The sequence below is a fragment of the Streptomyces sp. NPDC107581 genome (assembly GCF_055657175.1).
Genome location: NZ_JBVKBH010000006.1, coordinates 262044 through 275645 on the forward strand (window position 1 = coordinate 262044; position 13602 = coordinate 275645).

Genomic DNA, 13602 nt, shown 5'->3' on the forward strand with positions numbered 1-13602 from the left:
CGGGCAGCCTCCGCACGCCCGTTCCCACCCGGCCCCGGTTCACCCGTTCGAGTCATTCACCCCACAGCGGGAACCATCCGTGCCCGATGTACCAGTGCCCTCCCGCCCGCAGATGGTCACCGACGGCACGCTCCACGGACGTGCGCCGCGGCAGCTGGGCGACCGGCAGATCGGGGTCGCCGAAGACGAACTGGACGGACTCGGTGTCGGCCGGCTCCGTGTCCTGCCGGGCGGGACGGAACCGCTCCTGGAAGCGGACGATGTTGGACCGGGCGGGAAGGTACTGCTTCAACTGCGGGTCGAGCAGCCAGGAATGGCACAGTACGGCCTCGACGTGCTCCTCGGGGAAGTGCAAAGCGAAGAACCCCCGGGCCAGGTCCAGCGAACGGTCGCAGGCGGACGGCGTCAGCGGACCGTGGAAGTCGGGTATGTGGAGGTTCAGACAGGGCGTGCCCGGTGCCGCGTCCAGGCCGGCCGCCGTGATCACCGGCGCGGTGTGCTGTCCGAGCCGCGCCCGTTCGAACTGGAGCCGTCCGAGTTGGTACAGCTCCCCGCGGAAGTGGTGGGCGAGCCAGCGCGGCGACTGCACACCGGCCCGGCCGTGCCGCCTGCGGTGCACCGCGAGGTGACGGCCCAGGTCGGCCAGGGTGCGCCGGGAGATCTCGGGCGGGATGCCCCGTTCGCGGTGGCGGGCGAGCGTGTGCGGGAGAGCGGCGAGGAAGACGTACACGGCGAAGATGCCGTTCAGTGCGGCCGGGGCGGACGCCAGCAGCTCGCCGAGGCGGGGCGTGCGCTCGGTCTCCCCCTGGTCCCGGAGGAGTTCCTCGACGCACTCCTCGAGGAGCCTCAGCGTGCCCGGGTCACCCGTCACCGTGCGCCGCAGCGCGATCAGTTCGTTGATGTCCTCGTGCGGCACGGCCAGGTCGAGGAGCGTTTCGGGCAGGTCGTCGGCGTCCGGCAGCACGGTGCATCCCCCCTTGGACGAACGTCGTTGGTGCATGCCCTCGATGAAGAGTACGTTGCAGGGAGGAGTGGTGATCCGATGCGTACGGGCAGTGAGCCGGCGACCGCGCGCAGTGCACTGCGGGCGCGGTTGTGGCTGAGTGTGTGGGGGCTGGTCTGGGCGATCTTCGGCACGGCGGCGTTCGCACTGGTCGGGCGCCCCGGCTGGGCGGCCGCCTGCGGGGTGCTGTGGGTGGTGATCACCATCGACATGACCATGATCCTCCGGCATATCCGGCAGGGTCCGCACTATCAGCCGGGCCGGGACGTGCCGCCGTATCGGCCGCCGGACAGCGGTCCGCCCCCTCCGGGGCCGCCGCGGCACCGCCACCCCTGACCCGGCACGGGCTCGCCGTCGGTCAGGAGTCGAAGCGGGCCGCTTTCAGGTACCGCGGGTTGGGGTCGAGCGCGGCGGCCAGCCGGAAGTGGCGTTTGGCCTGGTCGGGGCGGCCCTGGCGTTCGTAGGTGCGGGCGAGCGCGAAGTGGGCGAACGCGTTGTCCGGTTCGCGCTCCAGCACGATCGTGAACTCAAGCTCGGCGGGCCGCAGTTGAGCGGCGGCGAAGAAGGCACGCGCGCGCAGCAGACGGGCCGCGGTGTTCTCGGGGTGGGCGGCGATGACTCCGTCGAGCAGTTTCACCGCGCCCCGCGGATCCCGCGCGTTGAGCAGTTGCTCGGCGGCGCGGAAATCGATGACGTGCGTCTCCGGAGTACGTCCGGTCGAACCGCTGGTCTCGGGCACGGCAGAGTCCTTCCCTCACTGCGAGGGTTCAACGCCCTGACGCGGCCTGCTATTCCGCGCCCGCCGCCGCCCGGCGGGCCGTCCCCCGCTGCCGTCCGGGACGCGTGCCGGCCTGCTGCTACGCTCCGCCGTCGCCCTACGGGCCGCCCTCCGCTGCCGTCCGAGACGCATGCCGGCCTGCTGCTACGCTCCACCGTCGCCCTACGGGCCGCCCTCCGCTGCCGTCCGGGACGCATGTGCCCGGCGCACGAGCTGGTCCCAGACCTCCGCCACGCGCTTGCGCAGCGCGTCCAGGGGTACGTCGTTGTCGATCACGATGTCGGCGATCTCCCGGCGCTGTTCACGGGTCGCCTGAGCCGCCATACGCGCGCGTGCGTCCTGCTCGGTCGTCCCGCGCAGCCGCATGAGCCGGTCGAGCTGGGTCTCGGGGCTCGCGTCGACGACGATCACGAGGTCGTACAGCGGTGCCAGGCGGTTCTCGGTGAGCAGCGGGACGTCGTGGATCACGACGGCGTCGTCGGCCGCGGCGCTCTCCAACTCCTGGGAGCGGGCGCCCACCAGGGGATGCACGATCGCATTGAGGACGGCCAGCTTTCCGGGGTCGGCGAACACGATGGAGCCGAGTCTCGGCCGGTCCAGGCTGCCGTCCGCGGCGAGGACGTCCTGGCCGAAGGACTCCACCACGGCCGCGAGGCCGGGTGTTCCGGGCGCGACGACCTCACGCGCGATGCGGTCGGCGTCGATCAGCACGGCCCCGTGCTCCACGAGCAGCCGTGACACCTCGCTCTTGCCGGCACCGATGCCGCCGGTCAGGCCCACTTTCAGCATGAGCGGAAGCTTAGGCCCTGGCACGGACAGGGCCCTCCCCGGCACCGGCCGGTGCCGTCCGGCCCGGCCGGCCGGTCCCGGGACCGGGGCGGGGCGGGGCGGGGCGGGGCCGGCGGATCCTGCCGGACTGGCGCCCTAGCTGTCGCCCTCCCGCTCCGCCAGGAACCGCTCGAACTCCCGCCCGATCTCGTCGGCCGACGGGATGTCGACCGGTTCGGCGAGCATGTTGCCGCGGGTCTCGGCGCCCGCGGCGGCGTCGTACTGGTGTTCAAGACCCTGGATGAGCGCGGTCAGTTCCTCGTCGCCCTCCTGGATCTGCCGGTCGATCTCCGTCTGCGTGCGGTGTGCGTCGGTGCGCAGGGAGTGCGCGATACCGGGCAGCACCAGGCCGGTGGCGGCCGTGACGGCCTCCAGGACAGTGAGCGCCGCGTCGGGGTACGCGGAGCGGGCGATGTAGTGCGGGACGTGCGCGGCGACACCCAGAACGTCGTGCCCGGCCTCCATCAGGCGGTACTCCAGCAGTGACTCGGCGCTGCCGGGCACCTGGGCCTCGTCGAAGGGGCTGCGGTGGCCGGGGACGAGGTCGGTGCGGTTGCCGTGAGGGGTGAGACCCACGGGGCGCGTGTGCGGGACGCCCATGGGGATGCCGTGGAAGTTCACGGACAGGCGCACGCCGAGCCGCTCCACGATCTGCCTTACGGCCGCGGCGAAGCGCTCCCACTCCACGTCCGGTTCGGGGCCGGACAGCAGCAGGAAGGGCGCCCCCGTCGCGTCCTGGACCAGCCGGACCTCGATGCTGGGTTCCTCGTACTCGGTCCAGCGGTCCCGAGTGAAGGTCAGCAGCGGGCGACGGGCCCGGTAGTCCACGAGCCGGTCGTGGTCGAAGCGCGCCACGACCTGGTGGGGCAGAGAGTCGAGGAGCCGGTCGACGATCTGGTCGCCGGTCTCACCCGCGTCGATGTATCCGTCGAAGTGGTAGAGCATGACAAGTCCGGCCGACTCCTGGGCGAGCGCCATGTCGACGACGGCCAGGCCCTTCGGCTCCCATGCGTACAAACCCTGCGGATCAAGCACTGTGACCGCTCCTCCTCGTGTTCCTCCTTCACAACGTGCCTTGCGGCGCGCGCATTCCCGCGTCGTGCCGCTGATCAGGCCTCTCGTGCCGCGCACCTTGACGCCCCGTCATCCGGTCCGTACCTTCACGAAGATTGGCGTTCACATCCACATACATCGTTCATGTATGGGATTCAGTGTCCGTACGACAGGAGGCCCCCCATGCGCACGCGTACGCTGCTCACCTCCCTGCTCGCCGCGACCACCGCCACCGGCGGCCTGCTCCTCTGCGCGAGCCCGGCCCCGGCCGCCTCGACCATCGAGGTCGGCACCGCGGCCCAGCTCAAGTCCGCGCTCGGCAGCGCCGAGCCGGGAGACACGATCCACCTCGCGGACGGCACGTACACCGGCAACTTCAAGGCGACCGCGCCGGCCACGGCCGGGTCCCGTATCACCCTCACCGGCTCGCCGAAGGCCGTGCTCTCCGCGAGCGGCGGCTACGGCCTGCACCTGAACGGCGCGTCCTACTGGACGGTCAGCGGGCTGACCGTGACCGGCGGTCAGAAGGGCATCGTGATCGACACGGCCGAGGGTGTCGTGGTGGACGGTGTGACGGTGCACGGCCTCGACATGGAGGGCGTGCACTTCCGCGACTCCAGCACGGACGGCGTGATCAGGAGCGCGAGGATCTACGACACCGGGCGCGACGGCCGGGGCATGGGCGAGGGCGTCCACGTGGGGACCGCGAACACGCTGTCCGACAGGAGCGACCGCATCCAGATCCTGGACAACACTATCGGCCCCGGCGTCGGCGGCGAGAACGTGGACATCAAGGAGGGCACGACGGGCGCGCAGATCGTCGGCAACACCTTCGACGGCAGCGGGCTGACCGGCGCCAACTACGACGACTCCTGGGTCGATGTGAAGGGCAACGACGTCCTCGTCCAGGGCAACACCGGGACGAACACCAGCAACGACGGCTACCAGACCCACACCCAGCAGTCCGGCTGGGGCTGCGGCACGGTGTTCAAGAACAACAAGTCGACTTTGACCGGCGCCACCGGCTCGACCCGGCTGGCGATCGACGTCACCGACAACGGCTCCGGCTGCAGGACGACGGTCTACAGCAGCAACACGGTGACGGGCGGCAAGGGCCTGACGAACATTCCGCTCACTCCCTGAGACCGGACACTTCCTGAGACCGGACACTTCCTGAGACCGGACACTTCCTGAGACCGGTCACTTCCTGAGAAGGGACGGGGCGACACCCCGATCGTTTCCCGAAGGGGGCAGGCGTCCCGGTCACTTCCTGCAAAGGACCGGAGCGGCATCCCTGGGGCGACGGGGCGACGCCCCTGGGGCTGCGCGGCAAGCCACCGGCGGCCTGCATCCGAAAAGTGATCGCAAGTCCCGAAAAAAGTCTGAGGGGCCGCACCTCGAAAGGTGCGGCCCCTCAGTCAGCTACTGGCTAAGCCCAGCGGCCCGCGATCAGCTCTGGCCGCCGGCCAGCTTCTCGCGCAGCGCGGCCAGGGCCTCGTCCGAGGCCAGGGCACCGGAGGTGTCCGCACCCTCGGAGGAGTACGAACCGCCACCCGAAGCGGCCGGAGCGGCAGCCTCGCCACCCTCGGCGGCAGCGGCAGCGTCGGCCTCGCGGGACTTGATGACCTGCTGCTGGTGCTGCTCGAAGCGGGTCTGCGCCTCGGCGTACTGGTGCTCCCACGCCTCGCGCTGGGTCTCGTAGCCCTCGAGCCAGTCGTTGGTCTCGGGGTCGAAGCCCTCGGGGTAGATGTAGTTGCCCTGGTCGTCGTAGGACGCGGCCATGCCGTACAGGGTCGGGTCGAACTCGACCGTGGCCGGGTCGGCACCGAAGGCCTCGTTGGCCTGCTTCAGCGAGAGGCTGATGCGACGACGCTCGAGGTCGATGTCGATGACCTTGACGAAGATCTCGTCGTTGACCTGGACGACCTGCTCCGGGATCTCCACGTGGCGCTCGGCCAGCTCGGAGATGTGGACCAGACCCTCGATGCCCTCGTCCACGCGGACGAACGCACCGAACGGAACCAGCTTCGTGACCTTACCGGGCACGACCTGGCCGATCTGGTGGGTGCGGGCGAACTGCTGCCACGGGTCTTCCTGGGTCGCCTTCAGCGACAGGGAGACGCGCTCGCGGTCCATGTCGACGTCGAGGACCTCGACGGTGACCTCCTGGCCGACCTCGACAACCTCGGACGGGTGGTCGATGTGCTTCCAGGACAGCTCGGAGACGTGGACCAGACCGTCGACGCCACCCAGGTCCACGAAGGCACCGAAGTTGACGATCGAGGAGACCACACCGGAGCGGACCTGACCCTTCTGGAGGGTCGTGAGGAACGTCTGGCGGACCTCGGACTGGGTCTGCTCCAGCCAGGCACGGCGGGACAGGACCACGTTGTTGCGGTTCTTGTCCAGCTCGATGATCTTGGCCTCGAGCTCCTTGCCGACGTACGGCTGGAGGTCGCGGACGCGACGCATCTCGACCAGGGAGGCCGGGAGGAAGCCGCGGAGGCCGATGTCGAGGATGAGACCACCCTTGACGACCTCGATGACGGTACCGGTGACGATGCCGTCCTCTTCCTTGATCTTCTCGATGGTGCCCCAGGCACGCTCGTACTGGGCGCGCTTCTTCGAGAGGATCAGGCGGCCTTCCTTGTCCTCCTTCTGAAGGACCAGGGCCTCGATCTCGTCGCCGACCTTGACGACCTCGTTCGGGTCGACGTCGTGCTTGATCGAGAGCTCGCGGCTCGGAATGACACCTTCGGTCTTGTAACCGATGTCGAGCAGGACCTCGTCCCGGTCGACCTTCACGATGACGCCGTCGACGATGTCGCCGTCGTTGAAGTACTTGATCGTCTCGTCGATCGCGGCGAGGAAGGCTTCCTCGTTACCGATGTCGTTGACCGCAACCTGCGGGGTGGTGGCGGTGGTCTCGGTGCTGCTCGTCATGTGGGAAAGGGCTCCGGTACGGACATTGAAGTCGTAGGTACTGCTACGCCGGGAGCCCGTATCGCTCTGAAGAAGCCGGACAGCCAAGGAAGCGCCTCACCAGAAACTGGTGATGGCGCCTCGACAACCGAGGGGACATACAACAGATGCGAGCGCAGCCTGCTACGTCTGAGGTGCGCAGGCCCGCAGCGCAACTTGTAGCATACGGGGGCAGCCGGACAGGGTCAATGCGCGAAGGCGCACACCCGGGGCGGATCGCCGCATACCCGGCACAAGATTCGCCCCAGAAGGCCCCGCAGGGCTGCGGCACCCCTTCCGCGACACACGCCCGGCGGGTTGGACGGAAGAGTACGACGAGGGAGCCGATCATCCAAGAGCCGGAACCGCTCGACCCTGAGGGATTCGAGCCGGAAGCCACCCGACGTGAGGCCGGGGTCGCGGAGAGCACCCGGGCCAACCGTGGCTGGTGGGACCGCAACGCCGACGAGTACCAGACCGAGCACGGCACGTTCCTCGGCGACGACCGCTTCGTGTGGGGCCCGGAGGGCCTGGACGAGGTGGAGGCCGAGCTGCTCGGTCCGCCGGAGGAGCTGAAGGGCAAGGACGTCCTGGAGATCGGCGCGGGCGCGGGGCAGTGCTCGCGCTGGCTGGCCGCCCAGGGCGCCCGCCCGGTGGCGCTGGATGTCTCGCACCGCCAGCTCCAGCACGCCCTGCGCATCGGCGGATCGTTTCCCCTCGTCTGCGCCGACGCCGCCGCGCTGCCCTTCGCGGACGGCTCCTTCGACCTGGCGTGCTCCGCGTACGGGGCGCTGCCGTTCGTGGCCGACCCGCGGCTGGTGCTGCGCGAGGTGGGCCGGGTGCTGCGGCCCGGCGGCCGGTTCGTGTTCTCGGTGACGCACCCGATCCGCTGGGCGTTCCCGGACGAGCCCGGTCCGCAGGGCCTGTCGGTGGCCTCGTCCTACTTCGACCGCACGCCCTATGTGGAGCAGGACGAGGAGGGCCGCGCGGTGTACGTCGAGCACCACAGGACGCTCGGCGACCGCGTCCGGGACGTCGTGGCCTCCGGCTTCCGGCTGGTGGATCTCGTGGAGCCGGAGTGGCCGGCCTGGAACACCGCGGAGTGGGGCGGCTGGTCCCCGCTGCGCGGAAACCTGATCCCGGGTACGGCGATCTTCGTGTGCGAGCGGGACTGACCTCGTCTTCCGCTCCTTCCGCGTACGTGCACGCGCGCGTGCACGTACGCGGAAGGAGCGGAAGGAACCGCGTGACTCGGAAGTTCGTGCACGCCGAAGGAAGTGCGTGCACGCGCGCGTGAAGGGCGTTTTCCCCTCGTACGACGCTGGTTCCCCTCGTACGACACTAGGGGCGTGATCCGTTACGACGCTCTGGACGCGCTCCCCGTGCGCGCCGCCCTGCCCGCACTCGCCGAAGCCCTGGACGCGGACGGCGCCGCCGTCCTGGTGGCGCCGCCCGGCACCGGCAAGACGACGCTGGTGCCGCTGGTGCTCGCGGGACTGGTCGGCGGCGGTCCCGCGCGGCGGGTCGTGGTGGCCGAGCCGCGGCGGATCGCGGCCCGGGCGGCGGCCCGCCGGATGGCGTGGCTGCTGGGCGAGAAGGCCGGCGAGAGCGTCGGGTACACGGTGCGCGGAGAGCGGGTCGTGGGGCGGCACACGCGCGTGGAGGTCGTGACCACCGGTGTGCTGCTGCAGCGGCTGCAGCGGGACCAGGAGCTGGCGGGTGTCGATGCGGTGGTGCTCGACGAGTGCCACGAGCGGCATCTGGACGCCGACACGGCGGCCGCGTTCCTGTGCGACGTGCGGCAGGCGCTGCGGCCGGAGCTGCGGCTGGTGGCCGCGTCGGCGACCACGGACGCGCAGGGCTGGGCGCGGCTGCTGGGCGATGCTCCGGTGGTCGAGGCCGAGGGTGTCTCGCACCCCGTGGAGGTGCTGTGGGCGCCGCCCGTGCGTCCCGCGCGGCCACCGCACGGCATGTGGGTCGATCCTGCACTGCTGGCCCATGTGGCATCGGTGGTGCGGCGGGCGCTGGCCGAGCGGGAGGGTGACGTGCTGTGCTTCCTGCCCGGTACCGGCGAGATCGCACGCGTGGCGGGGCAGCTCGGCGGTCTGGGGGCGGTGGACGTGCTCCAGGTCCACGGGCGGGCGCCGGCCGCCGTGCAGGACGCGGTGCTGGTGCCCGGGCAGCGGCGCCGGGTGGTGCTGGCGACGTCGGTGGCGGAGTCCTCGCTGACGGTGCCCGGGGTGCGGGTGGTGGTCGACTCGGGGCTGGCGCGGGAGCCGCGGGTGGATCACGCGCGCGGGTTGAGCGGGCTGGCGACGGTACGGGCGTCGCGCGCGGCCGGCCGGCAGCGGGCGGGGCGGGCCGGGCGTGAGGCACCGGGTGCGGTGTACCGGTGCTGGGCCGAGGCCGAGGACGGTCGTCTGACGGCGTTCCCGGCGCCGGAGATCAAGGTGGCCGACCTGACCGCGTTCGCCCTTCAGGCGGCCTGCTGGGGAGATCCGGACGCCTCGGGGCTGGCGCTGCTGGATCCGCCGCCCGGTGGGGCGATGGCGGCGGCGCGGGACGTACTGACGGCCGTGGGGGCGGTGGACTCCGCCGGACGGGCGACGGAGCGGGGTGCGCGGCTGGCCCGGCTGGGGTTGCACCCCCGGCTGGGGCGGGCCCTGCTGAGCACTTCCGGTGAGGGCGCCGAGGTCGTCGCTCTGCTGTCGGAGGAGGTGCCGCGGGAGTACGGCGATGATCTCTCCGGCGCTCTGCGGCGTGCCCGGCACGGCGGTGACGCCTACGGCACGCGGTGGCGCGGCGAGGTGCGGCGGCTGCGGGCCGTCTCCTCGGAGCCTGCCCGCCCGGCCGCCGATGGCCGTCGGCCACCGGGAGACGTCCAGACCGGGCCTGGCTCCGGTGACGACAGGATCGTCGGGCTCGTCGCCGCTCTCGCCTTTCCCGAGCGGGTCGCCAGGCTCGACGGCGGGTCGTATCTGATGGTGTCCGGAACGCGGGCCGAGCTGTCCGAGGGGTCGGCCCTGCGCGGGGCGCCGTGGATCGTCGTCGCCGTCGCCGACCGGCCCGGCGGGAAGGGGCACGCGCGCGTGCGGCTTGCGGCGGCCGTGCACGAGGAGGTGGCGCGGGCCGCCGCAGCTCCGCTCCTGGCGGAGCGGGACGAGGTGCACTGGGCCGACGGGGACGTCGTCGCCCGGCGTGTCGAGCGGCTGGGGGCCGTCGAGTTGGCCGTACGGCCCCTGAAGGACCTGGATCCGGGTCTGGTGCGCGGCGCCCTCATCGAGGGGCTGCGGCAGGAGGGGTTCGGGCTGTTGCGGTGGTCGCCGGAGGCGGAGGGGCTGCGGCAGCGGCTGGCGTTCCTGCGCGCGCATCTCGGGGAGCCCTGGCCGGACGTGTCGGACGAGGCGCTGCACGCGCGCGTGGACGAATGGCTGGAACCGGAGCTGGGCCGGGCCAGGCGGCGGGCCGATCTCGGGCGGATCGACGCCGGGCAGGCACTCGCGCGGCTGCTGCCCTGGGCGAGCGGGGAGGCCGCCCGGCTGGAGGAGCTGGCGCCCGAACGGATCACCGTACCCAGTGGGTCCAGAATCCGGATCGACTACGGGGATCCTGAGCGGCCCCTCCTCGCGGTGAAGCTGCAGGAGATGTTCGGGCTGCGGGAGACACCGGCCGTGGCAGGGGTGCCGCTGCTCGTGCATCTCCTGTCCCCCGCCGGGCGGCCCGCCGCCGTCACGGCCGATCTCGCCTCTTTCTGGAGGGACGGTTACAAGGGCGTGCGCGCGGAGCTGCGCGGGCGCTATCCGAAGCATCCCTGGCCAGAGGACCCGGCGACGGCCGAGCCCACGCGGCACACCAATGCGCGGCTCAGGCGCTGACCGGTTCGGGTTCTGCCGCCTCCGTGGGGGCCGGGTCCCCGGGACGGCGGCCACGGGCCTCCAGGTAGAGGGCGAGCGAGAGGAGCAGGAGGGCGAGGATCAGGGAGCCCCAGGGCAGGTACGAGGTGAGCATCAGGACCAGGGTGCGGTTGTGCTTGACGAGGGCGACCGTGTGCTCGATGTAGTCCTCGCGCATCTTCACGTCGCCCGCGAACGCCGTCACCTTGGCCCGGCCCCCGAGCAGGGTGCCTCCGCGCAGCTCCTCCTTGTGCAGTTCCTCGCCGTACACGGGCGCTCCGGTGACCGGTTCGACCCAGAACCTGCGGACCGTGCTGTACCAGCGGGTGGTGCCGGTCCTGGCCACCGACTCGGGGGTGATGCCCTGGACCGGCATGGCCTTCGGGAAGGGAACCCTGGTCCAGGGGATGGTCTGTTCGAAGTAGTAGACCTTCACGCCGCGGAAGGTCCGGGTGCCCTTGTAGTGGATGGGGCTGGTGGTGCGGGTCTGCGCGTCGAAGTACTCGTAGTCGCGCTTCTGGGTCAGGAAGGGCCACTTGAACTCGATGCCGTCCCGCTTGACCGGGTCGCCGTCGACCGCCTCGCCGCTGGCGTGGACGGGATCCTGGCTGTGGGCGTCGAAGATGTAGCGCTCGGGGATCCGGGAGACCATCTTGCCGTCCGGGCCCTGGACGTAGGACAGGCCGTCCCAGACGACCACGGGCCGTCCCGCGGTCTTCTCGATCTTCTTGGCGGCCTCCACATCGCCCTTGAGGGTCTGGACGATGGTGACCTTGGAGACCTTCTTCGCGCGCATGGTGCCGTAGTCGAGGAGGGTGGCGCCCTTGGCCTCCAGGACCATGTCCTGGTACTGGTTCGCGGGGATCCTGGCCAGGCGCGGGAAGGCGTACCAGCGCAGCAACGGTGACAGCGCCGCGAAGAACACGGCGCAGGCGAGCAGGACCAGGCTTGCCTTGCGGCGCATTCCGGCCTCCCTCCCGGACGGGCGCTGCTACGGGTGCGAGGGCACCGTCGTCAGCAGCGGCTTGGGGGACGTCCGGCCCGTCGGCGCGCCCATGGCGGTCATCGCCAGGACCAGGGCGAGCGCGAGGGCGAGACCGGTCGCGGCGGCGATCAGGGCACGCATGCGGGGCCTCCAGGCGGACGGTTCCAATGGTTCCTGATGGTTCGTCAGGCGAGGCGGGCACCGTAGCAACGGGCGGCCGAGATGAGAACAGATTGCGCACACGGACGAGGGCGCCCCCTCCGCGGCGGAGGGGGCGCCCTGTGGCCCTGGGTGTCGTCCGTGCCGTCAGGAGGTCGCGGACGGGCTCGGCGAGGGGTCGGCCGAGGTGTCGGCCGCGGCGACCGTCAGTTCGACGGTGAGGGTCGCGCCGCCGGGGGTGGTGATGCGGAGCAGGAAGGTGCCGGTGGTGTCGTCCGCGTACAGCTTCGGCAGCGTGAGCAGGCCCTTGTCGTCGGTCTGCAGGCCGGTGAGGGTGCGCACGGTCTTGCCGTCGGCGTCCTTGAAGTAGGGGCCCTTGTCGTTCTCGGTGGCATCGTCGGCCGCCTTGATCAGGGTGGCGGTGGCCGCGACCTTGTCCGCGACGGCACCCTTGTACGTCGCCTTCACCTGGACCTGGTCGGCGAACTCGCCGCCCGGGGCGCAGGTCAGCGGGGTGTCGCTGGTGCGGGCGAGGGTGTCGGCGGCGCGTGCGGTGACGGTGGCCGCGTAGTCGACCCCCTTGGTCTTGCGGCCGACGACGGCGGTGGTGATCTTGAAGCTGCCGGTCTTCTCGCCCGCCTGCAGGGCCGGCGCGAGCGCCACGCCCTTGGCGTCGGTGGCGATGGTGGCGATGGTCTCGCCGCCCGCGAAGGTGGCGTCGGTGTCGCCGGTGATGGTGAACCGGATCCTGACCTTGCCGACGGCCTTGCCCGCCTTGGTCTCCGCGCGGGTGCCGATCCGCTGGCCGAAGGTGTCACCGGCCATCGCGGTGAGCTTCGCGGTGCCCGCGTCCTCCAGGTGGTCCACGGTGTCGGAGGGGGTCTGCGGGGGGACCGGCGGCTTCGGCGTCTTTGGAGGCTTCGGCGTCTTGGGGGGCTTCGGCGTCTTCGGGGCGGGGGTCTGCTTGCCGCCGCCCGGCTTGTGCGGGTTCGGCCCGGTATTCGGCGGGTCGGAGGGCTTCGGAGTGCCGTTGTCGCTGCGGTGGGAGGGCACGCCGCCGGTACCGTCGGGCACGGTGTGGGTGCCCTTGCGGTAGTACTCCAGCCAGCTCAGGACCAGGTTCAGGTAGTCCTGCGAGTTGTTGTAGCTGAGGATCGCGCTGTGCAGACCGGCTTCGCCGGACAGGTCCCAGTTGTTGCGGCACAGGTAGTGACCGGCGGCGAGCGCGGCGTCGTAGACGTTGTTGGGGTCCGCCTTGCCGTCCCCGTTGCCGTCGCGGCCGGCCCAGGCCCAGGTGGACGGGATGAACTGCATCGGACCCACGGCCTGGTCATAGCTGCTGTTGCCGTCGTACTCGCCGTGGTCGGTGTCCTTGATGAGCGCGAAGCCGTTGCCGTCGAGCTGCGGGCCGAGAATCCGGCCCAGCGTCGTGCCGTTCGCGTCGACGCGGCCGCCCCGCGCCTGACCCGACTCGACCTTGCCGATGGCGGCGAGGAGCTGCCAGGGCAGGTTGCAGCCCGGCTTGGAGGACCGCAGTTCGGCCTCGGCCCTCTTGTAGGCGTCGAGGACCGTGGCAGGGATTCCGGCCTCGGCCGGACCCCGGGAGACCGGCGTGTTGATGGTGGGCGACGGGCTGGGGTTGGGGCTGTTGAGGGGCGGGAGGTCCGTGTAGTACGGCGAGTTGCCGGTGGCGTTGCCGTCGGAGGCCGCGTCGGGCACGGGGGCGCTGCTGGCGCCGGCCGGCGCCTGTCTGCCGTGGTCCTCGCCGGTCGCTCCCGGAGCCTGGGACGCGGACAGAGCCGCGACCGCCGCTGCGGCCACGGCGGTGGTCGCCGCTCCCTTGCGCAGCCGCCTGCCGAATTGCGCCGCCATAGAGTGAACCCTCCCGTGGACGCGGTGGCGTCCTTCTCCGTCCGAATGCTTCGCCCTGGTGTGACGGTCG

Annotated in this window: 12 protein-coding genes; 4 read left to right on the forward strand and 8 right to left on the reverse strand. The window is 71.3% G+C overall.

Going from position 1 to position 13602, the window contains the following annotated elements; genetic code table 11:
* Positions 1-52: 52 nt before the first annotated feature.
* Complete coding sequence (locus tag ACZ7P3_RS17375) at positions 53-964, reverse strand: acyltransferase domain-containing protein (RefSeq protein ID WP_472082977.1); 912 nt, start codon at positions 962-964, stop codon at positions 53-55.
* Between the two features lie 78 nt (positions 965-1042).
* Between ACZ7P3_RS17375 and ACZ7P3_RS17380 the strand changes: the two genes are divergently transcribed.
* Positions 1043-1339, forward strand: coding sequence for a DUF6343 family protein (locus ACZ7P3_RS17380; RefSeq protein WP_472082448.1), 297 nt, complete (start codon positions 1043-1045; stop codon positions 1337-1339).
* Positions 1340-1361: 22 nt separating this feature from the next.
* Here ACZ7P3_RS17380 and ACZ7P3_RS17385 read toward each other — a convergent pair whose 3' ends face one another.
* From ACZ7P3_RS17385 to ACZ7P3_RS17395, 3 genes are all read right to left on the reverse strand, one after another.
* Positions 1362-1742 (reverse strand): tetratricopeptide repeat protein, encoded by a 381-nt coding sequence (locus tag ACZ7P3_RS17385; RefSeq protein ID WP_472082450.1) that lies wholly within the window; start codon positions 1740-1742, stop codon positions 1362-1364.
* 201 nt (positions 1743-1943) lie between these two features.
* Complete coding sequence (coaE, locus tag ACZ7P3_RS17390) at positions 1944-2570, reverse strand: dephospho-CoA kinase (protein ID WP_472082452.1); 627 nt, start codon at positions 2568-2570, stop codon at positions 1944-1946.
* 135 nt (positions 2571-2705) lie between these two features.
* Positions 2706-3644, reverse strand: coding sequence for a PAC2 family protein (locus tag ACZ7P3_RS17395; RefSeq protein WP_472082454.1), 939 nt, complete (start codon positions 3642-3644; stop codon positions 2706-2708).
* 201 nt (positions 3645-3845) lie between these two features.
* On the opposite strand from ACZ7P3_RS17395, the gene ACZ7P3_RS17400 reads away from it, so the two are divergent.
* Positions 3846-4805 carry a right-handed parallel beta-helix repeat-containing protein gene (locus ACZ7P3_RS17400; RefSeq protein ID WP_472082456.1) on the forward strand — a complete coding sequence of 320 codons (960 nt, stop codon included), beginning with the start codon at positions 3846-3848 and terminating at the stop codon, positions 4803-4805.
* A gap of 306 nt (positions 4806-5111) precedes the next feature.
* Here ACZ7P3_RS17400 and rpsA read toward each other — a convergent pair whose 3' ends face one another.
* Positions 5112-6605, reverse strand: a complete 1494-nt coding sequence (rpsA, locus tag ACZ7P3_RS17405; protein WP_116151726.1) for a 30S ribosomal protein S1 — start codon at positions 6603-6605, stop codon at positions 5112-5114.
* 368 nt (positions 6606-6973) lie between these two features.
* Between rpsA and ACZ7P3_RS17410 the strand changes: the two genes are divergently transcribed.
* Positions 6974-7798 carry a class I SAM-dependent methyltransferase gene (locus ACZ7P3_RS17410; RefSeq protein ID WP_472082979.1) on the forward strand — a complete coding sequence of 275 codons (825 nt, stop codon included), beginning with the start codon at positions 6974-6976 and terminating at the stop codon, positions 7796-7798.
* 174 nt (positions 7799-7972) lie between these two features.
* Positions 7973-10498: an ATP-dependent helicase HrpB gene (gene hrpB / locus ACZ7P3_RS17415; protein ID WP_472082458.1), complete on the forward strand. Its 2526-nt coding sequence runs from the start codon at positions 7973-7975 to the stop codon at positions 10496-10498.
* On the opposite strand, the gene pgfA is transcribed toward hrpB, so the two are convergent.
* The 3 genes from pgfA to ACZ7P3_RS17430 form a co-directional block, all read right to left on the reverse strand.
* Positions 10488-11480 carry a cell envelope lipid trafficking protein PgfA gene (pgfA, locus tag ACZ7P3_RS17420; protein WP_472082460.1) on the reverse strand — a complete coding sequence of 331 codons (993 nt, stop codon included), beginning with the start codon at positions 11478-11480 and terminating at the stop codon, positions 10488-10490. The genes hrpB and pgfA overlap by 11 nt on opposite strands.
* Before the next feature lie 27 nt (positions 11481-11507).
* Positions 11508-11642, reverse strand: coding sequence for an SPW_0924 family protein (locus ACZ7P3_RS17425; RefSeq protein WP_208901447.1), 135 nt, complete (start codon positions 11640-11642; stop codon positions 11508-11510).
* 165 nt (positions 11643-11807) lie between these two features.
* On the reverse strand, positions 11808-13532 hold the full coding sequence (locus tag ACZ7P3_RS17430) for a lytic transglycosylase domain-containing protein (protein WP_472082462.1): 1725 nt from the start codon (positions 13530-13532) through the stop codon (positions 11808-11810).
* Between the last annotated feature and the right edge of the window lie 70 nt (positions 13533-13602).

Bases quoted from the DNA above. Each gene is read 5' to 3' on its own strand.
- ACZ7P3_RS17380 (WP_472082448.1), top strand. From the start codon at position 1,043: ATGCGTACGGGCAGTGAGCCGGCGACCGCGCGCAGTGCACTGCGGGCG.
- coaE (WP_472082452.1), bottom strand. From the start codon at position 2,570: ATGCTGAAAGTGGGCCTGACCGGCGGCATCGGTGCCGGCAAGAGCGAG.
- ACZ7P3_RS17400 (WP_472082456.1), top strand. From the start codon at position 3,846: ATGCGCACGCGTACGCTGCTCACCTCCCTGCTCGCCGCGACCACCGCC.
- rpsA (WP_116151726.1), bottom strand. From the start codon at position 6,605: ATGACGAGCAGCACCGAGACCACCGCCACCACCCCGCAGGTTGCGGTC.
- pgfA (WP_472082460.1), bottom strand. From the start codon at position 11,480: ATGCGCCGCAAGGCAAGCCTGGTCCTGCTCGCCTGCGCCGTGTTCTTC.
- ACZ7P3_RS17425 (WP_208901447.1), bottom strand. From the start codon at position 11,642: ATGCGTGCCCTGATCGCCGCCGCGACCGGTCTCGCCCTCGCGCTCGCC.
- ACZ7P3_RS17430 (WP_472082462.1), bottom strand. From the start codon at position 13,532: ATGGCGGCGCAATTCGGCAGGCGGCTGCGCAAGGGAGCGGCGACCACC.